At 53.7% G+C, this 22071-nt stretch carries 17 protein-coding genes; 5 read left to right on the forward strand and 12 right to left on the reverse strand.

Features of this window, described 5'->3' with window-relative positions:
- Nucleotides 1–234 precede the first annotated feature (234 nt).
- The gene (locus IPH75_12610; protein ID MBK7142912.1) at nucleotides 235–801 is read left to right on the forward strand and encodes a PEP-CTERM sorting domain-containing protein; all 567 of its coding nucleotides are present in this window, start codon (nucleotides 235–237) and stop codon (nucleotides 799–801) included.
- A 92-nt stretch (nucleotides 802–893) separates the two neighbouring features.
- Here IPH75_12610 and IPH75_12615 read toward each other — a convergent pair whose 3' ends face one another.
- The 8 genes from IPH75_12615 to hypA form a co-directional block, all read right to left on the reverse strand.
- Nucleotides 894–2933: a DUF4388 domain-containing protein gene (locus IPH75_12615; protein ID MBK7142913.1), complete on the reverse strand. Its 2040-nt coding sequence runs from the start codon at nucleotides 2931–2933 to the stop codon at nucleotides 894–896.
- Nucleotides 2934–3187: 254 nt separating this feature from the next.
- Nucleotides 3188–6514, reverse strand: a complete 3327-nt coding sequence (locus tag IPH75_12620; GenBank protein MBK7142914.1) for a fibronectin type III domain-containing protein — start codon at nucleotides 6512–6514, stop codon at nucleotides 3188–3190.
- A 283-nt stretch (nucleotides 6515–6797) separates the two neighbouring features.
- Nucleotides 6798–7865 (reverse strand): hydrogenase expression/formation protein HypE, encoded by a 1068-nt coding sequence (gene hypE / locus IPH75_12625; protein MBK7142915.1) that lies wholly within the window; start codon nucleotides 7863–7865, stop codon nucleotides 6798–6800.
- A 4-nt stretch (nucleotides 7866–7869) separates the two neighbouring features.
- Entirely contained in the window at nucleotides 7870–8973 is a 1104-nt protein-coding gene (gene hypD, locus IPH75_12630; protein ID MBK7142916.1) for a hydrogenase formation protein HypD, read from the reverse strand.
- The gene (locus IPH75_12635; GenBank protein ID MBK7142917.1) at nucleotides 8970–9209 is read right to left on the reverse strand and encodes a HypC/HybG/HupF family hydrogenase formation chaperone; all 240 of its coding nucleotides are present in this window, start codon (nucleotides 9207–9209) and stop codon (nucleotides 8970–8972) included. Before IPH75_12635 ends, hypD begins: the two co-directional genes overlap by 4 nt.
- Nucleotides 9210–9215: 6 nt before the next feature.
- A complete protein-coding gene (hypF, locus tag IPH75_12640) occupies nucleotides 9216–11531 on the reverse strand; it encodes a carbamoyltransferase HypF (protein ID MBK7142918.1) in 2316 nt (771 codons plus the stop codon).
- Between the two features lie 4 nt (nucleotides 11532–11535).
- Nucleotides 11536–12204, reverse strand: coding sequence for a hydrogenase nickel incorporation protein HypB (hypB, locus tag IPH75_12645; GenBank protein MBK7142919.1), 669 nt, complete (start codon nucleotides 12202–12204; stop codon nucleotides 11536–11538).
- A 1-nt stretch (nucleotide 12205) separates the two neighbouring features.
- Nucleotides 12206–12637: a hydrogenase maturation nickel metallochaperone HypA gene (hypA, locus tag IPH75_12650; protein ID MBK7142920.1), complete on the reverse strand. Its 432-nt coding sequence runs from the start codon at nucleotides 12635–12637 to the stop codon at nucleotides 12206–12208.
- Nucleotides 12638–12905: 268 nt separating this feature from the next.
- Here hypA and IPH75_12655 point away from each other — a divergent pair, with 268 nt between their 5' ends.
- Complete coding sequence (locus tag IPH75_12655; GenBank protein ID MBK7142921.1) at nucleotides 12906–13388, forward strand: glutathione peroxidase; 483 nt, start codon at nucleotides 12906–12908, stop codon at nucleotides 13386–13388.
- A 61-nt stretch (nucleotides 13389–13449) separates the two neighbouring features.
- Here IPH75_12655 and IPH75_12660 read toward each other — a convergent pair whose 3' ends face one another.
- A complete protein-coding gene (locus IPH75_12660; GenBank protein ID MBK7142922.1) occupies nucleotides 13450–15504 on the reverse strand; it encodes a von Willebrand factor type A domain-containing protein in 2055 nt (684 codons plus the stop codon).
- 124 nt (nucleotides 15505–15628) lie between these two features.
- A complete protein-coding gene (locus IPH75_12665) occupies nucleotides 15629–17137 on the reverse strand; it encodes a T9SS type A sorting domain-containing protein (GenBank protein MBK7142923.1) in 1509 nt (502 codons plus the stop codon).
- A gap of 265 nt (nucleotides 17138–17402) precedes the next feature.
- On the opposite strand from IPH75_12665, the gene thpR reads away from it, so the two are divergent.
- Genes thpR through IPH75_12680 form a run of 3 tightly spaced genes read left to right on the forward strand, consistent with a single transcriptional unit; the run spans nucleotide 17403 to nucleotide 20517 of the window.
- Complete coding sequence (gene thpR / locus IPH75_12670) at nucleotides 17403–17969, forward strand: RNA 2',3'-cyclic phosphodiesterase (protein MBK7142924.1); 567 nt, start codon at nucleotides 17403–17405, stop codon at nucleotides 17967–17969.
- A complete protein-coding gene (locus IPH75_12675; GenBank protein ID MBK7142925.1) occupies nucleotides 17953–18372 on the forward strand; it encodes a YjbQ family protein in 420 nt (139 codons plus the stop codon). Before thpR ends, IPH75_12675 begins: the two co-directional genes overlap by 17 nt.
- Nucleotides 18373–18396: 24 nt before the next feature.
- A complete protein-coding gene (locus tag IPH75_12680) occupies nucleotides 18397–20517 on the forward strand; it encodes a S9 family peptidase (protein MBK7142926.1) in 2121 nt (706 codons plus the stop codon).
- Between the two features lie 75 nt (nucleotides 20518–20592).
- On the opposite strand, the gene IPH75_12685 is transcribed toward IPH75_12680, so the two are convergent.
- Nucleotides 20593–21363 carry an ROK family protein gene (locus tag IPH75_12685; GenBank protein ID MBK7142927.1) on the reverse strand — a complete coding sequence of 257 codons (771 nt, stop codon included), beginning with the start codon at nucleotides 21361–21363 and terminating at the stop codon, nucleotides 20593–20595.
- Nucleotides 21364–21446: 83 nt separating this feature from the next.
- Nucleotides 21447–21941 (reverse strand): ferritin, encoded by a 495-nt coding sequence (locus IPH75_12690; GenBank protein MBK7142928.1) that lies wholly within the window; start codon nucleotides 21939–21941, stop codon nucleotides 21447–21449.
- Nucleotides 21942–22071: the final 130 nt, after the last annotated feature.

The following is a 22071-nucleotide window of genomic DNA, read 5'->3' on the forward strand; positions in this document are numbered from 1 at the left end:
AATCACCTGACACCCCAGAATCACGCTAATCAGTTGGCGCGGTGGCGACTGTAACTCATTGTGGTTCAAGGTCGAAAAAATACCTGCTGCAGAGCGTAGGGGAATTGGCTAATGGCAGCACACTTGCTTTATAGGGCTGCAGAGTTTCTATAAGCTGAAATAAAACAGAATAAGAACGATATAGATTTCGTGGAGAACGACGTGAAAAAGTTAGTAGTCGCGGCTTTCATTCTGATGATGGCACTTGCAGGGACTTCCTCGCAGGCTGCTGTCTACTACTTCACGCCCTCCCAGCCTGATCTTCAGGATTTGGATCATTATGATTACAAGTCCTGGGGGATCGATTGGTCTCAGCATGTAGGCGAGCGAATTATCGGCGCCACGCTGACGATCAAGAATATCTGGGATTGGACGCGTGAGTACAACGATCGGCTGTATGTCCACCTGTTGAACGACCCCCGGCTTGGTGTCCGTACATACCAGGACAACCAGCAGGGTGGCGATAACTGGGCGGGACGTGGTCCGCACATCACCACCTGGACTGACCCGTACGGCGGGCGTTCCCGGAATTTCGATCTGACCATTTCGTTGAACGCTGAGATGCTTGGTCATTTGAACAGTTTCGCGATGGACGGACGGTTCGGTTTTGGATTTGATCCTGATTGCCATTACTTCAATGATGGTGTCAGCCTTGAGATCCTGACCGAAGACAAGATGATGGCGACTCCGGAACCGGCGACGATGGCGTTGTTTGGGATCGGTCTGGCGGGTCTTGGGATGATCCGTCGCAGAAAAGCGTAGATCGTACTTTCACCTCTCGAAGGTGACCTGAATAAAAGAAGAACCACTGGTCTGCAGACCAGTGGTTCTTCTTTGCTTGTTGTGGCTCAAGATCAGTATCGGACAGCGGCTGTGTCCATTTGGACGCAGGCTTCAAGCAGGATGCTGTCAACCGGTTCATTGAGACTGCTTTTGGGCATTTGATCCGGGATGATTGGATCGATCGACCAGATCCCCCGTTTCCAGCCGATTCCCTGCATGACCGCATCGATTCCGCGGTATCCTTCGCACTCCGCCATCACCACTCTCCCCTGATCGATGATCATCGTCAAGTGGTTGCCGTGGGCGGTCAGGCTGATCTGTACTGGGCGACGATTGGCACGCATCGCCTCCAACAGATCCACCAGCGACATATCTTCAAGTGAGCCATGGGTACCGAGATCCTGCAAAACAGCAACCCGAAGACGGTTGCGGTCTTCTATCCGGTCTTTGATCCGATTGAGCTTGGTGATCAGGACATCGGCTGTGACGGATGCCGGGAGGACATCGTCGATGCCGTGGCTGAGTAGCGGCATCGCTTCGCCGACCACGCGGTCATTCAGCATCAGCAGGGTCGGGATGGCATCGATCCGGACTCCTCGCAGAGCCAGAGAAAGCAGGAGATCTTTGACCTCTTCAGCTTTGCCGGAATGATAGACCAGGAGTGCTTGCGGAATGTTTCGGCCACAGGCCTGAGCGCAATCTTCAATCGAACGAGTCTGCTCAACCCGATATCCCGCCCGAATCAGTGGCGATTCAATGCCGGCAGGAAGCGTCAGTTGCGGGACGCAAATATGCACGACAAAATCAAAGAGACGGCGACTCAACGAAACAAACTGATCACGCACAGTCTCGATCAGCGCCCTGAGGATGGTCGGAGAGATCATGGGCTTCAGGTCAGCGTAAAGCTTGGTTTCGATCTCCTTGATCTGTTCCGGCTGCATTTGCGCATGGTCGGGCCACTCATGACAGAAATGATCAACTGCAGCGACGATCTCACCAGCAAAACTGACTGAGTTTGGATCGACATGTTCTTTGGCAGTTCGCAAGGTCGCCATATCACGGAGCAATTCCACGACGCCGGCAGGGTAATCCCAGGAGGCGAGCCGTCCGGCCGATAACGCTATGAGGTCTGCCTGGCTGTAACCTTGTGTGGTGGTCAGATCTTCTTCGGCCAGGTTGTGCAGAAAGGCCGCTGAGAGCAACGACGCCCGCAGGCGGGGCGGCAGGCCCAGCTTAATACTGACCAGTTCAGACATACGGGCAACCGTGGCGGCATGAGCGGCGCGTGGGCCATGTTGCGTATCGAGAAGGTGACGCAGCAAGTGCAGATTCTTGCGATGCAGATTATCATTGAATTCGTTATCCGTCTGGTTCAGCAAGAGGTCGGTCTCTGAGCGATAATAGTGAACGGCGACACCGCGAGCATGCTGGTCAAATTGATGAGCCAGCGATTCACTTCGGCTCCGAAGGCTCTCATGAATGTAAAGTACTTCGACCGGCGCCTGATCGAGCAAGCGGACCACGGCATCAATACTCCTGACGACGCGGGCATCGTACTTGGCCGCATGAAAAGCGGCCAGTAGTTGCGGACTGATCCGACCATCCGGGTTGGCAAAGAGTACCACGCGTTGCGGCGGTACCTCGTGAGTCTGTTCTTCTGACTCGGTCACGTTCGTCGCTTCGTCTGCCTGGGACTCAGTAGACCGAACAATAGCATTGGCAGATGAGACATTTCGCGGGTCGATCCCCTGGGTAGCGAAGCGCTGAAGCAGCGTATCCACCACCATACCATCCGCCTGGTAGTACTCGCAGGAGATGTTGGGGAGATGATTATTCACGGCCACTGTCATCCTTGGATCGGCTGGATCGGCGCAGGCAACGCGCATCCGTGCCCCTTCGCGATCAAGGCTGAACGGAATGATGCGGTGTTTGGTCAGAATGTCTGACGGAAGCGTACTCATCACTGATTCAAGAAGTGGCATACAGGTCAGGTCGATTCGAGGGTAAGCCGGACGCTCATTCGGCTCCACCGCGATACGTGTTGTCGAGGCGAGTTCTGCATCAGAAGGGCGTCCAGGAAACGGGCCGCCGGACAACGGTTGGGTATACATCCAATTCTCCTTAGAACAACCGGAAATGTCTTGTCCCGGTCTGTCTGTGTCTGGAAAAGGGGCCAATAAGCGGCAAGGCTGAACTGCCTGCAGCTTGTCATCGGTTAAGGAGATTATCGGCCAACCGGCAAAAAGCATTAAAGGGGGTAGAAATGGGGAGAAAGCTCGACCTCAGAGCCGTACAGATACAAGCACAAATACCGCCACAATTCAGGCGGTTTACGGAAGATGCAGAAAAGTGCTTAGCGCAGTAGTCATCGAATGACGATCAACTTTCCCTTCATATCAGAATCAGCAACATACCAGAGATAGGTACCCGACGAGACCTGATTACCGGATGCATTAGTGCCATCCCACTGCAGGTCACCGCCGAAAACATCTGCCCAATATCGAATCTGCTCACCGGAAGGAGAAAGGACGATCAGGTCGGCGCCTTCAGGGAGATCGGTGAAAGTAATGGTCGGATGCTGCGACAATTGTGCCGGGTTCGGATACGGATGAGCAGCCGGGTTTACCATAAACGCTGCCGGAGCAGAGTAGGGATAATCATCGGCCTTGGAGCGCCAGTAGTAAACTGTCCCTCCGGCCAACGGTTCATCGATCTTCCACTCAGTGCAACCATCCTGATCCTCCGGAACCACGCCATCAGTTACCATGGAATAAAACTGCGAGTCAGTCGCTACTTCAAACAGATAAGCAGAGGCGGGGGACGCAGTGATATTCAACACCGCCAGTTCCGGCTTGGACGTATTGAGTACCGTGTTTGGTTTTGGGTAAGCGACATCCGCGACCGTGCCTTCGCCACCGGTTCCTATGTCGATCTTGGATTCGGCGTTCACGATGTTGGAGATACCGTCGGAATTGCCAACCTCGTCATAGGTCACGACACCGACCCAGTACCGCTGGCCGGGCACGAGCCCGGTCAGCGTATAGGCATGAGTTGAACCGCTGGGGAGCGGTATGGGAGAACCCGCATACGGCGAGCCGCTGGTCCAGGTTGAATCAGTCAACTCGGATTCGGCCAGCCAGATGGTGTACGCGGTAGCAGAACCAGTGAGACCGTCATCACCGACAGCGGTCCAGCCGAGGATCAGCTCACCGTCATTCTCTCCGGGAAGCGCGGAAAGGTCGTTGATGGCGGACGGCGCTGTGCCGTCACCGGCCGTGGTGCGATTGACCACGTTTGAGATCGTCGACCAGTTGGGAACTTCATCTGCCGTTTTAATGGCAAAGTAATACGCAGTGCCGGGGATCAGTCCGGTCACGGTAAAGGACTCAACTGTCCCGACTGCGCGTGGTGTCGGTTCACCCGTCACCTGCGGATCCGTGGCAAAAGTCGAAGCTGTGATCGGCGAGGTCGAGTAACGAATGTCATATGTGGTGGCGGTACCCACACTGCCATCGTCGCCAGGCGCTGTCCAGTTCAGAGTTACGGTCGTCTGCGAAGATGACGCGACCAAAAGGTCGGTGATCGAACGCGGAGCAGTCGTTTCCGTGGTGGTAGCGCGGTTGACGATGTTTGACAAGGCGGACCAGTTTGGGACCTCGTCAGCGGTCTTGATCGCAAAGTAATACATGGTGGAACCGTTCAGGCCGGTGACCACAAATGTTTCGGCCTGTCCGGCAGCTTTCGGCGACGGTTCGCCGGTAGCCTGTGTTGCCGAAGCAAAGTTGGCGGCAGTGATCAACGAAGTCGAGTAGCGTACATCATAGGTCGTCGCCGTGCCACTGTTGCCATCGTCACCAGGCGAAGTCCATGAGAGCGTCATGGTACTACCGGTTTCACTGCCCGCGCCCAAATTGGCAACAGCCGCAGGAGCCGTAGCTTCGGCGGATGTAGCGCGCGAAGGTACATTGGAGATGGCAGACCAGTTCGGAACCTCGTCCGCCGTCTTAAGAGCAAAGTAGTAAGTTGTACTCGAGTTCAATCCGGAGACTGTGATAGTCTCGGACTGACCGGCCGCTTTCGGTGAAGGTTCACCAGACGCCTGTGTTGCGGAAGCAAAGTTTGCATCAGTGATCACAGCAGTCGAGTATCTCAAGTCGTAAGTAGTCGCGGTACCAGTAGAACCATCGTCACCAGGAGCAGTCCAGGTGAGGGTTACGCTACTGGAGGTCGATGCCGTCGTTGTCAGGTTGGCAACAGCCGCCGGCGCGGTGGTTTCGCTTCCGGTGGCGCGCGACGGTACGTTGGAGATCGCCGACCAATTCGGAACCTCATCCGCCGTCTTCAGCACAAAATAATAGGTAGTACTCGGGTTCAGGCCCGTGACTGTGAATGTCTGATTCTGGCCGGCGGCCAACGGCGTAGGTTCACCACTTGCCTGACTGGCAGAGCTGAAGTTGCCTGCTGTTATAGTAGAAGTCGAGTAGCGAATGTCATAGGTGGTAGCAGTACCGGTCGAGCCATCATCTCCCGGAGCAGTCCAGCTCAGCGTGACGCTGGTCGAGGTCGACGTAGTAGTCGCCAGGTTCGCGACGGTGGCCGGAGCAGTTGTCTCCGCAGTGGTGGTTCGCGAAGGCACGTTGGAGATAGCCGACCAGTTCGGCACTTCGTCAGCGGTCTTCAACGCAAAGAAGTAAGTGGTGCTGGAATTCAATCCAGTCACGACGAATGATTCGGCCTGCCCTGCCACCTTAGGAGAAGGTTCACCAGTGACCTGGGTCGCTGAATTGAAGTTCGCCGCGGTGATGGTGGCAGTCGAGTAACGCAGGTCATAGGTAGTCGCGGTGCCGGTAGATCCATCGTCACCAGGCGCAGTCCAGGTGAGAGTCACCGAACTTTCATTCGATGTACTAGTCACCAAGTTGGCCACGGTGGCAGGCGCGGTTGACTCCGCACTGGTAGCACGACTGGCAATGTTCGAAATAGCCGACCAGTTCGGCACCTCGTCAGCAGTCTTAACAGCGAAGTAATATGTCGTGGTCCCGGCCAATCCGGTGACAGCAAAAGATTCGCTCTGACCCGCAGCTTTCGGTGAAGGTTCGCCGGAGACCTGAGTCGCCGAGTTCCAGTTCGCCTCGGTGATAGTCGCCGTCGAATAGCGAATGTCATACGTTGTGGCGGTACCAGTTGAGCCATCATCACCCGGCGAGGTCCAGGTGATCGTCACCGAGTTGATGGTGGATGAAGGCGCCGCCAGGTTGGCGATAGCCGATGGCGCGGTTGCTTCAACCTGCGTCGACTTTAGCACGACGTTGGAGAGAGCGGACCAGTTGCCGGCTTCATCCGCAGTCTTGATCGCAAAGTAGTATGACGTGCTCGGAGTTAATCCGGTCACTTCATACGTTTCTGCCGCGCCAGCGGATTGCGGCGATGGTTCGCCGGACGCCTGGTTGGCAGAGCCCCAATTTGCGTCGGTGATGGTTGCTGTCGAATAACGAATATCGTAGACGGCGGCTGTACCTGTGTTCCCATCATCTCCAGGCGCAGTCCAGTTAAGTGTGATTGAGGTCGGCGAAGTTGCGGCGGCACGCAATGCTCCCTGAACATCTGCCGCTGAACCTGAGACCAGGATCACCAGAACTGTCACTATCACGAGCGAGCGTGTACGTGAAGAGACATTCCATGTTATGGTCATGCAAAAACTCCTTGTTCAATACCCAATGTCGGAATCCAGCAGCAGTCGGTAATACAAAACATGCGCCCATTCTGAGGTAATTTGTAACTCGTTGATTACTATAGACTGAAATCATTCGTGACCTTTTCGTACGTTATTTTTCATAGGGGAAACTGTTCAGTTTCCACTACAACTGTTCAGAAATTGATGCAGGTAAATTCGTACGAAAGAGTAGAATTAGTACACGATTAGCGTTAGTATGATCGTGATTTTGAACGATGAGGATCGAACGGACAAATACAGATCAGCAGATGCGCGGAAGTTGCTCCGTTAATGGAATGTCAACGATTCGCCAGCTTCCAAGGAGGGTCTGCATCGTTACTACGGCAGGTTGTTCTGCTATTACTTCACCGATAATGACAGCGTTCTTACCCATCTGATGAGCGCGCATAGCGGAAAGTACTTCCTCTGCCTTGTCGGCGGATACTGCAGCAACCAGCTTTCCCTCGTTGGCAACATAAAGCGGATCAAGACCAAGCAGGCCGCAGGCACCGGCGACTGCCGGGAGTACCGGGATAGACTTCTCCTGAATTCGAATTCCTACTTTGGAGCTGACAGCAAATTCATTGAGGACCGCGGCAACACCTCCACGTGTAGCGTCGCGAAGGGCATGCACTGATCCACCACCCGCTTCGATTATGCGCGACACTAATCCATGCAGTGGCGCGGCATCAGAAAGGACCGGCATATCAAACTGCAGTCCCTCTCTCTGCGAAAGAACTGCCATCCCGTGCTCGGCGATCGTACCGCTAAGAATCAGCCTGTCGCCGGGCTGCAGGTTGGTTCCGGAGATTGTGTGCGGATGTTCGATCACTCCGATCCCGGTCGTGTTGATAAAGATCTTATCCCCTTTTCCCTTATGCACAACCTTGGTATCTCCGGTAATGATAGATACTCCGGCAGTTCGGGCAGCATCGCGCATAGACTCGACTACGCGTCGGAGGTCTGCCAGCGGAAAACCCTCCTCAATGATAAACCCGGCGGTGAGATAGAGCGGGCGCGCGCCGGACATGGCAACATCGTTGACCGTTCCATAGATCGCCAGTTCGCCGATATTGCCACCGGGGAAAAAGATCGGATCAACCACAAATGAATCGGTGCTGATCGCCAGCTTGTTTCCTGGGAGAGAGACAACCGCCATGTCATCCATTTTATTGAGGGCGTCGTTATCGAAGGCCCATCGAAACAGATTTGAGATCAGGTTCTGCATCATCCGGCCGCCTGCGCCGTGGCCTAACTGAACAGTATCATGCTCACTGATCGGAAGCGGACAGCGGGCGAAATCTTCGGGAGCTAGCGGTTTGTCTGGCATCTATTTATTTCTCCGACAGATTGCGGAAGCGTTGATAATTGTAATAGGCGGCGCAGGCCCCTTCAGATGAAACCATGGTTGCGCCGAGAGGAGTAGCCGGTGTGCAACGATTCCCGAATTGCGGGCATTCGTTCGGCTTTTTGAGGCCTTGCAGAATGATCCCGGAAATACAGTCTGCAGGCTCGGCGATAACCAGATCGGTCAGACCAAAGCGTGGTTCGGCATCAAACGTCGCATACTTGTCGCGAAGTTTCAGTCCGCTCCTGGGAATAACGCCGATACCGCGCCAGGTACGATCGCAGATCTGGAATACATCATCGATCTGCCGTTGGGCATACAGATTACCTTCCCGCGTGACCATACGGGCATATTGATTTTCGATCTTGGCCTGTCCGGACTCAAGCTGTTTGATCGCAGAGAGGATTCCGGAGAGCAGATCCACCGGCTCAAACCCGGTCACCACGATCGGAACATGATAGTCTCTTACAATTGACTCATACTGCTGCCATCCCATGACCGTGCAGACATGGCCGGCCGCAAGATATGCCTGAACTCGATTCTGTGGTGAGTCGAGCAGGGCTGTCATGGCCGGTGGCACCAGAACATGGGAAACCAGCAGCGACAGATTGGTGATCTCCTCTCTGACTGCCTGCGCAACCAGCATGGCGCTGTTGGGTGCGGTGGTCTCGAATCCGACCGCAAAGAAAACCACCTGCCTATCGGGATTTTCTTTGGCGATCCGGATTGCATCCAGCGGAGAATAGACGATCCGTACATCCCCCCCTTCGGATTTGACCTTGAACAGATCTCTGGAAACGCCAGGGACGCGCAACATATCACCGAAAGAGACAAAGGTGACCTCCGGTCGCGAGGCAAGCGTAAGCGCCTTTTCGATCAATTCAAGCGGTGTCACGCAGACGGGACAGCCTGGCCCGTGGACCAGAGTGACAGTATCGGGAAGGAGCTCGTCTATGCCGTTGCGGAGGATCGCATGAGTCTGGCCGCCGCAGATCTCCATAATGACCCAGGGGCGGGTAACTTTGTCACGGATTTCGTCAAGCAAACGATGGGCGATCTCCGGATTGCGATACTCCTCGAGATACTTCATCCCTGTCCTTCACTCTCGCCGATCTCTTTCAGCAGGGCGAATGTTCGCTCGGCCTCTTCCTCATCGATAACGTTTAACGCAAAGCCGGCATGTACTATGACGTATTCACCGACCTTCACTTCAGGAACATACGCCAGACAGGCGGAAATGAGGGTTCCCCCGAATTCCACTTTTCCCATGAGGAGGCCGTTTTCTTCATGCAACGAAATCACTTTTCCAGGAATGGCCAGACACATGACTAATCAATCTCTTTCGCGGCGAAAATGTGCATTGGCCACAGTAATCTGGCCGAGTGCAATGCCGCCATCATTGGTTGGGACCTGCAAATGAGTCAAGACAGTAAACTGCTCAGCGGACAATCTATCCACCATCAATTCAAAGAGCAGGTCATTCTGAAAAACACCGCCGCTGAGGGCGACTGTGTTGCAGTTGTACCGGGTCCGAGCTTCGCGCGCTGCCTTCACCCAAACTTCAACCACCGACCGGTGGAAATCTGCAGCAATATGGGAGCGGGCGATCCCACGTCGGAGATCTTCCACTATACTCAATATAAGTGGGGCTGTTGTCAGAGCGCCGGACGCCGGTATCTGTTCTAGCGCGCTGGAGTAACCTTTGGATGCACGAACTGCCGAGTGATCGCAGAGCATTTCCAGCCCGATAGCAGCCTGCGCTTCATAGGCAATCTCGCGGTTGTATCCAAGCAAAGCCGCCACAGCATCGAAGAGTCGCCCACAACTTGAAGTCAGCGGCGAGTTGATCTTCTTTTGGATCATCTGGGTCAGCAATGGAATCTCTTGCCGATGTTGAGCAACGACCGGCAAATCCAGGTCAGCAATGTTTTCACCAATTGATGAGTAGAGATGAGACAGTGCCATTCGCCATGGCTGCTTGATCGCCAATCCCCCGCCGGGCATCGGAACAGGAGCAAGCCAGGCCGATCTGACATAGCCGGAAGCGTCGCCGAAAAGAAGTTCGCCTCCCCAGATCGTCCCATCGGTGCCGTAGCCGGTGCCATCGAGAATTATCCCGATCGCTTTTCCGACATGCTTGTGTTCGGCCAGCACTGCGGCAAGATGGGCGTGGTGATGCTGAACGCTGACCGAGGGGAGTGCTTGCTTCTGGGCCCATTGCGTTGACAGATACTCCGGATGCAGGTCGTAAGCAATTGCCTCAGGGACGATCTCATGAATTTGCTCGAAATGGGAGATACTCTGTTCGAAAAACGCAAGAGCGGTGGGATTGTCCAGATCGCCAATATGCTGCGAGAGAAAGATTTGGTTACCGCGGGAAAGCGCGATGGTATTCTTCAGTTCCGCTCCAACGGCCAGGATCGGCTTGATCGTTGACTCAGCAAGGGTCACTGGTAGTGGAACGTAACCACGGGATCGCCGGATCAACCGTGGTTGTGATCCTTGAATTCTGGCGATCGAATCATCGCAGCGCTGCAGTATCTCCCGGTCGTGAAGTAGGAAATAGTCCGCGATATCTTTTAGTCGGTCAAGCGCCTCTTGATTACCGATTGCAATTGGCTCTTCTGCAAGATTGCCAGAGGTCATGACCAACGCCGTGAAATTGCCTCGAAGGAGCAGATGATGAAGCGGCGTATACGGCAACATAAAGCCAAGATATTGCTGACCGGGCGCCACCGCGTTGGCGATCCCCGTAGCCTCTCTGCTCTTCAGCAATACGATTGGTCGGCTGGGAGAAAGAAGCAATGCCCGCTCATGATCGGAGAGGATACAGAAGTTCTCGATGGTGGTGATATCTGGAGCCATCATGGCCAGCGGCTTTTCAGCGCGACCTTTTCGATCGCGTAATCTCTGCACGGCAGTTTCATTGCCGGCATCAACCGCCAAGTGAAAACCGCCAACTCCGCGAATAGCCAGAATCAAACCAGTTTTGAGAAGATCTACCGCAGTCGGAATCGGTTCGCCCATGACCGAAGTCCCATCGGCCTGACAAAGACGCACCCTCGGACCACAAATAGCACAACCATTGGGTTGGGCGTGAAACCGACGATCTGCCGGGTCATCATACTCGCCCTGGCAGGATGGACACATCGTGAAAGTCGACATGGAAGTGTACGGGCGATCATACGGTATTGACCGGACAATGGTGTAACGTGGTCCGCAGTTCGTACAATTGATGAATGGATACGCAAAGCGACGGTCAGATCGGTCAAAGAGCTCGCGAAGGCAGTCGTCGCAGGTGGCGATATCCGGAGGAATAAGCGTAGCGGCGGCTCCGTCATGCGCACTGTGGATAATCTGAAAATGAGACTCGCCCGTCAATCCAACAGACACTGATTCAAGCGAATCGATTCGTGACTGGGGAGGAAGTTCGGATTGCAGACGATGGCGAAATCTCGCAATTGCATGGGCTGAGCCTTCAACCTCGATCGTCACACCGTTTGGGCCATTTTGCACAGTCCCAGTCAGTGCTTCTTCTGTCGCGATTCTATAGACAAACGGACGAAAACCGACCCCCTGCACAACTCCGTTCACTAGAAAACGAAAGCGTGCCAGAGGGGAAGAATCTGTTCCCGTCGAGTGCTCCATCTGTTCAGCTCGATCTCTTGTTCGCGACCTGTTTTCTGAGCCAGTCGTACCAGGTCTCCAGGCCTACGCCTGTGCGGCAGGAGGTCTCGAAGATCTCAAGTTGTCCGTTGATCGAGAGGGCGTGTTGGCGGACGCGTTCCATCTCAAACTCGGAGCTCCCTAGCAGGTCGATCTTGTTGATCACCATGACGGAGGATCGACGGAACATGCCTGGGTATTTCAACGGCTTGTCGTCACCTTCAGTGGTGCTGATCAGTACCACCTTCATATCTTCGCCCAGGTCGTAGCTTGAGGGGCAGACCAGATTGCCAACGTTCTCGACAAACAAGATATCCAGATCATCGAGAGAAAACTGGTCGGTCACGGCGGTGACCATACGGGCATCGAGATGACAACTGCCACCGGTAACGATCGGATAAACGATCTTCCCGCCGGCCTTCTGGAGTCGGTTGGCGTCATTTTCAGTCTGTACATCGCCGGCGATCAGGGCAAGTCGAAGTTCGTTGTTGAGTGCGCCGATCGTCTTTTCAAGCAAGCTGGTTTTGCCGGAACCGGGAGAACTAACCAGATTGAGACAAAGGACTTTTTTCGCCTGAAGTTTTTCACGAAGGGCCTGAGCCAGTCGATCATTCTCCGACAGTACTTTTTTTTCTATCGCAACTTTGTCGGTCATTTCACTCTGTCGCTTTCTTACTGGCATTTGAATCTGAAGAGACCAGCGAAGGGTCATCATCCGGGATCTCTAGGTAGGCTATATCGAGCTCCTGACCATGGATCAGATCAACTGCACTGCCGGCGCAGGCTGGACATCTGAACTGAAGATCGGGGACCTCGAATTCGAGTTGGCATGTCTGGCAACGTGCGGCGATCGGGATATGCTCGATCACTAGCCTGGTTTCGGCGAGAGGAGTCTCTTTGGTGATCACTTCAAAACCGAAGCGCAACGACTCAGCGTCAATATCGGTCATGCGACCGATCCTGAGAGCAATCGTGGCAACCCGGTCAATGCCGCGGGAGATCATCTCCTGCTGGACCGCCTCGACAATATTCCCTGCAATACTCAGTTCGTGCATATTGGTCAATCCACCTTCAATAAGATAATACATGAAAAGTGGACGACACGAGAAAGTTATTTGATACCATACGGCGTGGTGTAGTTTATTTGGCTCCATTTTCCTGCTTGTTGCCGGAAACCGACTTATGGGGATTCTGGTTATAGGGTCCAGACCTTGTATTGGAGGAGTAATGACAGTGTTTCGATTCGCAGTAGCTCTGATCCTGACCATCACGATGATCGCATGGTCTGCCTGGGGATCCGGCGAAAAATCCACCGGCAAAACGGAAAGTCCCCAGAATAGCAAACAGGGAGAACAGATGAATTCCAACGACTACCGCCAGATCGGGTTCAAAACGATCAGCGGCAACGACAGCAGCCTGGCGGCGTTTGAAGGGAAAGTGACTTTGATCGTAAATACCGCATCGGAATGCGGATTCACCCCGCAATACGAAGGGCTGCAAAAGCTGTATGAGCGATTCAAAGATAGCGGCCTGGTGATCGTCGGCTTCCCCGCCAACAATTTTGGTCAGCAGGAGCCGGGCTCGAATGAGCAGATCGCGGCCTTCTGCAAATTGAACTTTGGCGTCACCTTCCCGATGATGGCCAAGGTCTCCGTCAAAGGAAAGGACAAGCATCCGCTGTTTGCCTATCTGACCGAAAAGTCGCCCTGCCCTGGTGAGATCAAGTGGAACTTTGGGAAATTCCTGTTGGATCGACAGGGAAATGTGGTCGCGCGGTTTGATTCCGGAGTCAGCCCGGATGATGATGAACTGGTGCACAAGATCGAGAAGTTGCTGTAGCATGATATGCAAAGCGGCGCCAGACGGCGCCGCTTTGATACTGCCGGAGGAAGCCTCCCTGCTACTTCTCCGACAAGCTCTTCTTCAGTTCGTTGGCACGCTCGATCAGCGAAACCAGCTCTGCAACCTCCTTGTCATCGATCTCCTTGTTCAGTCCCTTGGCGATCGGAAGTAGATCGGCAAGTTTCTCCCCTCTGGCCCAATATGAGTCCCGCAATATCTCCGAGAATTGACCAGCCGTGGCGGCCAACCGGAAATCATACGAGGCATCGTCGAACTGCTTGGCAAAGTGATCGGGGTCAATGATCCGGGAGACCTCACGAACCACTTTCCCTTCGGAGTCCTTAAACCGAACCTGTACCTTACCGAGCGTTCCTGAACCGAGCGAGTTACTCAGTTTCAGTTCATACAGCGCGGTGACGCGGTGTCCGGAGCCGATCTCTCCGCCATCGACGGTATCATTGCGGAAATCCTCGTCAGCAACATCGCGATTTTCATAGCCGATCAGGCGATAGCTTCGAACCATGGTCGAGTCAAACTCCACCTGGATCTTGACATCACGGGCAATGACCTCAAGGGTGCCGTTCAGATTGTCGACGAAGACTCGCTTTGCCTCTTCTATATCATCAACATACGCGTAGTGGCCGTTCCCTTTGTCACCCAGTTTCTCCATCAGGATATCGTTGTAGTTACCCATACCGAATCCGACGGTGGTCAGGGTGATCCCCTTCTTCGCATATCCTTTGATCTGCTCCAGTATCTGCTCTGGTCCGGTGTAACCGACATTGGCGACACCATCGGAACAGAGGATAATGCGATTCAATTTGCGCGGGTCGAACATCCGATTGGCCATCTCGTAGCCGAGGCGGATCCCTTCTTCGGCGTTGGTGGCTCCATCGCAAGCCAAGCTGTAAATGGCGCGCTTGATCGACTCGCGGTCATCTACCGAAGTCGGCTGGAGAACGACCCGCGCAGTGGAGCCATACACCACTATGCCGACCCTATCTTCAGGCTTGAGCTGCTCAACCAGCAGGTAGAGGGCCTGCTTAACCAGCTCCAGTCGATTCCCCCATTCCATTGAACCGGAAACATCGACGACAAAAACCAGGTTGGCTGGCTTTCGATTCTCGGTCTGGATATATTTCCCCTGGATCCCAACCCGCAACATCCAATTGTTCGAATTGCCGAACTGCGACGGCGCCCCCTCCAATTCGATTGAGAACGGCTCACGTCGCGGCGATGGATATTCGTAACTGAAATGATTGATAAACTCCTCAGCGCGGACAGCTTCAGAGGGCGGGAGGTTGCCGGATTCGAGGTACGATCGGGCCAGAATGTATGACGCGTCGTCGACATCGATGGCGAAGGTCGAGAGATTGTCATCTTCGGTATCGACAAACGGATTGACACCGTAGTCTTTGAAGAACATGGCGTCGAACGGAACTCCATTGACGGTGGTTGACCCGCCATGAGAGAGGGGGACTGGCTGAATCGTTCCAGTTGACAAACTAAGATTGCTCCCAGCTCCACCCGTGCCCGCCAGAGGATCTCCAATAGGTACACCATCGATAATATAGGAAACTTCTCCAGCACGTCCCCCTCGGATAAACACGTGGCCATTGGTCGTGGTCTGAACATTGGGCGAGTTAAACAGCAAGGCGTCGACTGGTTGTACCGGCTTCAGGTGAACCTGTTGTGAAGTAATGGAGGCGATATTGGAGGTCTCGTACTTCTGGATCGGGTCCTGAGAAGCAGTGACAGCAATAGTCCCATCCAATTCGGTAACCTTCTTGGTCAATTGGTAGTTGACCTCAGTCGTATCACCTGGTTTCACTTCGATTCCAGAGACATCAACAGTGTTGTACTCCACCGAAGAGATTTTGACCGAGTAAACGCCTGGGCTGATTTTAGTGATGATAAATCTGCCGTTAGGGTCAGACATCGCCCCCATTTTCGTTCCAACCAATTGCACAGAGGCTCCGATAACCGGGCCGCCGGTGTCCTTGTCGGTCAGCCGTCCCGAGAGCGAGCCGTTGATCTGGTCGGCGGCGATGGCAATGGCGAGCGCCAAAACCAGTTGAACCGCCACTGCAAGAATCGTTGTACGATGTGACATACGTTTCTCCCTTCTCGCATGCCGTGAAGCGTAATGAGGTGAGGATCCATAGAAACGACGCGCCCGGTTATGAGACTGTGTAACAGCTCAGAACCGGGCGTGAAAACTCGTATGATTATACGACTTATTTGAGGAGCAGCATTTTCCGGGTGGCGACATCGGTGCCGGTAGAAAGGCGATAGAAATAGAGCCCGCTGGCTATCGGCTCTCCAGACTGATCGACTGCGTGCCAGGTAACGTCGTGGATACCGGCGCTTTGATACGCATCCACCAGCTTGATCACCTGTCGACCATACACATTGTAAACTTCAAGGGTTACCCTACCAGGACTATTGAGGGTATAGGAAATCACTGTAGTCGGGTTGAACGGATTTGGGACATTCTGTTCGAGGCGGAATTCCGCAGGCACTGTCTGGGAGACTTCAACTGACATCGGTTTGGCGTTCATACCGACGACTTCCGAATGTACTATCCGGAAACGAGAATCGTTGGACGCAAACAGCGGATAGCTCCCCGGTCCAAACACCGGCTCACCCGATTGGTCGATCCAGAGTAGAGTAAGTGTGTCGCCGATAGTACCGACCATTGCCTCTGGCGCAAGTTCACGAAGATCCGACTCACGAAGCGGCCGGTCGTTGGCGGAGACAAGACGGACATAGCAGGCGGCGATCGGTTGATCGGAAGAGATGAGACATCTGCTATCGGAAGAGGTTTCGCTGATCCTGAGCGTGGCCTTATTAAAGGTCGCAACCGGCTTGGCGAATTCGAAGCTATGCCAGATCGGATCCAGATAAAACCCTTCGCCGGTAGTGATCTTGATTAGCTGCACCAGGTCGGCCACGGTGAGGGTCAGTCCATCGCCATTGATGTCTGAGCCGCTAATAGCTTGCTCAGTACAAGTAAGAACGCCCAACCCCCAGACAAAATAGCGAGTGTAACGGATAGCGTCGGCGATGGTGTAGGCATAGCCGTCGCAGTTGATATCGCCGATCCAGGGATTCACACTGTCTGTGCAAATAATATCATAATAACCGTCAACAGCGGTAAATGCAGGAACGGCGACTTCCGGTCCCGCGAGACAGGTCTGATCGGGCGAGCCGTAGCCGGGAAACACCACATTGAGTGAATCCGAAGGAGATATGCCGACATGTGGCCACAGCAACTCAGAGGCGGCGAACAGTGTATCTCCACTCCGGCTATACAGGACGTTGTCATTGCAATCCCGCCAATAAAACATGAGAGGACGAGACGAACAGGCTGTGTTGACGTTTCCCGCCCAACTGGGAGATGCAAAAGCGGTATGGATCCGCACCAATTCCATCCGACTTCCGGATGCGTAACACGACGCTTGATATCCCTCTGAAACGGAGGCAAAGCCGGTGATCTCAAGGAGACTTGTCGCGGTACTTGGGTGAACATCCCACGGATAGCCGGTTTCGGCAGTGACCGCGACGCGACGCCAGTTGAGATACTCCCAGCCGCACGCGGTCATCAGTTCACCTGGCTCAACTTTGAGGACAGTAAAGTCGTAGCCGCGCTCAGCAAGGCAGAGCCTGAAACCGCCTATTTGGCCCGGAAAACTATCGACTACTACCGGAATCTCAAGCAATCCTCCCGTAGATGGTATGTACATGCCAAAGCTGGGGAGTTTGAGCCCAGTTGCGTGGGATGAACAGAAAGACAGGAAAGTAATTGCTAATACCGTTGTCAATAAATGCCGGAGCTTCACGGATGACCTCCCAGTCTTATGCGCGCCGTAGCCGAAGTATCTGGCAATAATATACCCGTCCGTCGCCGTTATCCAAGACTTTTCAGGGAGGGACCGACTAGAGAGACGAGTGGTTGACTTGCTCCTGGAAGCCTGTATCTTACTGGCTGAAAAGGACGTATGTAGGACTATGTACCGCTTGTTTGTCGGCCTTGATCTACCGGACGAAGCGGCCCGGCAGCTGGTTCGAATCAGTTGCGGCCTTCCCGGAGCGCGATGGCTTGAACCTGACCAAATCCATCTGACCCTTAGGTTTATTGGTGAAGTGGATGGCGGGGTGTTTGACGATGTCATTGGCGCTCTCGACACCATCAATCTGCCCCCGTTTGAACTGACGCTGAAGGGGGTCGGCCATTTCCCTCCTCGGCGCCGTCCGGATACTCTCTGGGTTGGGGTTGAACGGTCCGAATCGCTTGAACTTCTTCACCAGAAGATAGATTCAGCGCTCAACCGCTCGGGCATTCCCAAAGACCAGAGAAAATTCCACCCCCATGTGGCGATCGCCCGCTTGCGGGATACTCAGGAGAACAGACTCGGCGATTACATTGTCGCAAATAATCTCTATGAATCGGGGCCGTTCTGGATAGATAGTTTTCATCTCTTTTCCAGCGTTCTGGCATCAGGCGGCGCAAGCTATCGTATCGAACAAAGTTATCCTCTGTATAACGGGAGTAAGCGGGATGAAAAGTCATCGTAAGGAGCTCTGGTTCAACGTTCCTTCAAGACGCGGTTTCGTCAATATCACCCATGAGGTGCAGGAGGCGATCCGCGAGAGCGGCGTGCAGGAAGGAATGGTCCTGGTGAATGCGATGCATATCACCGCTTCGGTCTTTATTAACGACGACGAATCCGGGCTGCACCAGGATTACGACAAATGGCTGGAGAAACTGGCGCCACACGAACCGATCAGCCAATACCGGCATAATGATACCGGCGAAGACAACGCCGATGCCCACATGAAGCGTCAATTGATGGGGCGCGAGGTCGTCGTGGCGATCACGGGCGGAAAACTGGATTTCGGGCCGTGGGAGCAGATCTTCTACGGCGAATTCGATGGCCGCAGAAAAAAGCGGGCATTGATCAAGATCATCGGTGAATAGAGATTTCGTTCAGGAAGAGGATATATGAAAAACTCACGATTCACGAGGCTGCTGACGGTAGCACTGTTCTTGGTTGTCGCCTCACTGACGGCAGCCGCGCAGGAACATCAGCCCCCCATGGCCAGGATCATACCCAAAGTGGATTCGATGTTTGGCGATGTACGCGTGGATAATTACTACTGGCTTCGCGACAAAGAGAGCCCCGAAGTTATGAAGTATCTTGAGGACGAAAACAATTACACGATGCTGATGATGCGGCCGACCGAAAAGCTCCAGCAGCAACTCTTCTCCGAGATGCTCGGACGGATCAAAGAAAATGATGCCTCTGTCCCAGCCTCACATGATGGATACTTCTACTATACCCGTACGGAGGCAGGCAAGCCGTATGGGATCCACTGCCGCAAGAAGGGTTCAGTGGATAGTCAGGAAGAGGTCGTCCTCGATGAAAATGAGTTGGCCAAACCATACCAGTATTTTGCTGTCTCCAAATGGGAAGACAGCCCGGATCATTCGTTGATCGCGTTCGGGGTTGATACCGCCGGAAGCGAACAGTTTGACATACAGATCAAGGATCTGGCGACCGGTAAGATCTACCCCGAGCGAATCCCCATGACCTACTATGATTTCGCCTGGGCCAACGACAACAAGACTCTCTTTTACATTGTACAGGATGGTGTGGCGAGACCATACAAGCTCTTCCGTCATACGCTGGGTGCAGATCCTAAAAATGATGTGATGGTGTACCATGAGGCGGATAGCTCGTTTGAGCTGTCAATCAAACGGAGCCGTAGCAATCAGTATCTGTTCCTGGAGTCGTCCAGTTTGACGACTACTGAGATCCGGTATCTTGATGCCAATACACCAAACGGCACATTCAAGGTGATAACTCCCCGACGTGACGATCATGAATACTCAGTTGATCACCAGGGAGACAAGTTCTATATCCTGACCAATGACCAGGCGCTCAATTTCAAGATCGTGACCGCGCCGACCAGCGACCCATCGATGGCGAACTGGAAAGATTTCGTGCCGTACGTCGATTCCATCTTCATAACCAAACTCGATCTGTTCTCTAACTGGCTGGTGGCGGACGAATGGTTTAATGGACTCCCCCATTTACGGATATGGGATCTGACCACCGGCGAGTCGCATTTTATCGCGTTTGATGAGCCGGCCTATGCGCTGTTCCCCGATGAAAACTACGATTTCTCGACCGATGTCTTCCGCTTCGCCTACTCGTCAATGCTGACCCCCAAAACGGTCTATGATTACGACATGAAGACTCGCACCAAAACACTGAAAAAGCAGACCGAGATACTGGGCGGATACGATCCATCGCAATACCAGATGGAGCGGATCTTTGCGCGCGCATCTGATGGCGTCATGATCCCGATCACGATCATGTACAAGAAGGGGATGATCCGCGACGGCAAGGCGCCGCTCTGGCTCTACGCGTATGGCGCGTACGGCATCAACACTGAACCGTATTTCTCCGCGAATCAGTTCAGCCTGCTCGATCGCGGAATGATCTACGCCGAAGCTAATATCCGGGGCGGCTCGGAAATGGGGCGGCAGTGGTACTATGACGGCAAACTTGCAAAGAAAAGGAATTCCTTCACCGACTTCATCGCGTCGGCAGAGCATCTGATAGGCGCCAAATATACCTCATCGGACAGACTGGTGATCAGCGGCGGCTCCGCAGGTGGCCTCTTGATCGGAGCGGTCGTGACAATGCGTCCTGACTTATTCAAAGTTGCGATCGCCGATGTGCCATTTGTTGATGTGATCAATACGATGCTGGATGAGAATCTCCCGCTGACAGTCCAGGAGTTTGAGGAATGGGGGAATCCGCGCGATTCGATCGACTATCAATACATGCGGTCCTACTCACCGTATGATAATATCCAGGCAACAGAGTACCCCAATCTGCTGATCACGGGAGGAATAAATGATCCTCGCGTGATGTACTGGGAGCCGGCGAAGTTCGCCGCCAAATTCCGGGCTACCAAGACTGACAATAATCGACTGTTATTGCGGACCCACATGGGGACGGGCCATTTCGGTGAATCCGGCCGCTATGGCAGATTGAAGGATTATGCGTTCCAGGTTGCGTTTGCACTGGATATCCTTGGTCTCAATCGTTGATAGAAAACGATGATATGAAAAGAGCTGTTCAGGAATACCTGAGCAGCTCCTTTTTGTGTCTTGAATTGTCGATAGCTAGTCGCCGAGCGAGATATAGTCCCGATATAATGCCGCACCGATCAGCCCAGCATTATTCCCAAAGCGAGCTGGACGAATGCGCTCGAGATTTGACAGGTATGGCGAGAACTTCTCCCACTCCTCGCTGACTCCCCCACCCACGATAATCAGATCTGGCGCAACCAGCCTGTCGACATATCTCAGATATCGATCGACCCGCTGTCCGAATTCTTCCCATGAGAGATTTAGTTTCGGTCGAAGTGACGCTGAGGCAACTGCTTCGGCTTCTTCCCCACTCTCCAGATAGATATGTCCGAATTCGGTATTGGGGATAAGCCGTCGATGACGAAACAGCGCCGAGCCGATTCCCGTGCCAAGCGTGATCAATAGCGTAGTGCCATCGCTTCGCGTTGGTTCATCGCGTCCTGCACCAAAGGCCATCTCGGCGAGTCCGGCAGCATCAGCATCATTCAGCACCGAGACGTCGGTTCTGGCGAGTGGTTTCAGCAACGCTCTGATATTCAGCCCCACCCAATCAGGATGCAGATGAATTGCTGTCCGCACGATGCCATCGCGGACCACTCCGGGAAAACCGATACCGATTTGACTGGTCCAGTCGAAATGCTGCATCAATTGGAGAATGACACTGACAAGTTGTACCGGTTCAGCGCAGGAAGGGGTGGAGACTTTGAATGGTTCGGCTATCAGCGTGCCTGTCAGAATATCGACCGGCGCCGACTTGAGAAAACTCCCCCCGATGTCAATTCCGAGAATGTTCTGTTTGGACATGGCTTGATCCGACAGTCTTTGTACTCAACAAAAAGCGGTCGACTGAAAATCAGGCGACCGCTTTGATCTGTGATCGAATGACCTCAGCTTTCCAGCATGTGGTAGACGCGTCCTTCCAGCATCATCAGCTGGCCGGGGGTCTCCGCATAACGGACCATCTGGGCAAGCTCATTGGCCGAGGCGACCTCTTCCACCTGCTCATCAACTTTCCAGTCGATGAAATTGCGGGTGGCGTGGTCATTTTCTTTGGCGGCCATGTCGACTATCTCGTGCACCATCTTGGTGGTCTTGATCTCAAGCTGCACAAAAGAGTCAACAATCTCTTTGGCCGACTTAAAGTCGACGACCGGAGCGGGAAGCGATGCCAGACGAACGTGCGCTCCCTGATCGATCAGGTACTTGGCGATCTTCTTGCCATGTCCCTGCTCTTCTTCAGCCTGCTTGTGGAAGAACTTCGCGAATACGGTCAGGCCGGCATTCTCAAACCAGTACGCCATGGAGAAATAGGTCCAGGCATTAAAGAACTCATGGTTCACTTGTTCGTTCAGGCGCGCGGCCATCTTCTCAGATATCATCATTTCAAAACTCCTTCAGTTTATTGCGATTGTTCTCATTGTCAGTTTAACGGATTGTCGAAATTGACAGTTCCAAGAAACCACCGAATGATCGAGAAAATCAAGTGGATTATGGTGCGGGAATGGTGATATT

The sequence above is a fragment of the bacterium genome, from assembly GCA_016708025.1.
GTDB lineage: Bacteria > Zixibacteria > MSB-5A5 > GN15 > FEB-12 > FEB-12.

Bases quoted from the DNA above. Each gene is read 5' to 3' on its own strand.
- IPH75_12610 (MBK7142912.1), top strand. From the start codon at position 235: ATGATGGCACTTGCAGGGACTTCCTCGCAGGCTGCTGTCTACTACTTC.
- IPH75_12615 (MBK7142913.1), bottom strand. From the start codon at position 2,933: ATGTATACCCAACCGTTGTCCGGCGGCCCGTTTCCTGGACGCCCTTCT.
- IPH75_12620 (MBK7142914.1), bottom strand. From the start codon at position 6,514: ATGACCATAACATGGAATGTCTCTTCACGTACACGCTCGCTCGTGATA.
- hypE (MBK7142915.1), bottom strand. From the start codon at position 7,865: ATGCCAGACAAACCGCTAGCTCCCGAAGATTTCGCCCGCTGTCCGCTT.
- hypD (MBK7142916.1), bottom strand. From the start codon at position 8,973: ATGAAGTATCTCGAGGAGTATCGCAATCCGGAGATCGCCCATCGTTTG.
- IPH75_12635 (MBK7142917.1), bottom strand. From the start codon at position 9,209: ATGTGTCTGGCCATTCCTGGAAAAGTGATTTCGTTGCATGAAGAAAAC.
- hypF (MBK7142918.1), bottom strand. From the start codon at position 11,531: ATGGAGCACTCGACGGGAACAGATTCTTCCCCTCTGGCACGCTTTCGT.
- hypB (MBK7142919.1), bottom strand. From the start codon at position 12,204: ATGACCGACAAAGTTGCGATAGAAAAAAAAGTACTGTCGGAGAATGAT.
- hypA (MBK7142920.1), bottom strand. From the start codon at position 12,637: ATGTATTATCTTATTGAAGGTGGATTGACCAATATGCACGAACTGAGT.
- IPH75_12655 (MBK7142921.1), top strand. From the start codon at position 12,906: ATGAATTCCAACGACTACCGCCAGATCGGGTTCAAAACGATCAGCGGC.
- IPH75_12660 (MBK7142922.1), bottom strand. From the start codon at position 15,504: ATGTCACATCGTACAACGATTCTTGCAGTGGCGGTTCAACTGGTTTTG.
- IPH75_12665 (MBK7142923.1), bottom strand. From the start codon at position 17,137: ATGTACATACCATCTACGGGAGGATTGCTTGAGATTCCGGTAGTAGTC.
- thpR (MBK7142924.1), top strand. From the start codon at position 17,403: ATGTACCGCTTGTTTGTCGGCCTTGATCTACCGGACGAAGCGGCCCGG.
- IPH75_12675 (MBK7142925.1), top strand. From the start codon at position 17,953: ATGAAAAGTCATCGTAAGGAGCTCTGGTTCAACGTTCCTTCAAGACGC.
- IPH75_12680 (MBK7142926.1), top strand. From the start codon at position 18,397: ATGAAAAACTCACGATTCACGAGGCTGCTGACGGTAGCACTGTTCTTG.
- IPH75_12685 (MBK7142927.1), bottom strand. From the start codon at position 21,363: ATGTCCAAACAGAACATTCTCGGAATTGACATCGGGGGGAGTTTTCTC.
- IPH75_12690 (MBK7142928.1), bottom strand. From the start codon at position 21,941: ATGATGATATCTGAGAAGATGGCCGCGCGCCTGAACGAACAAGTGAAC.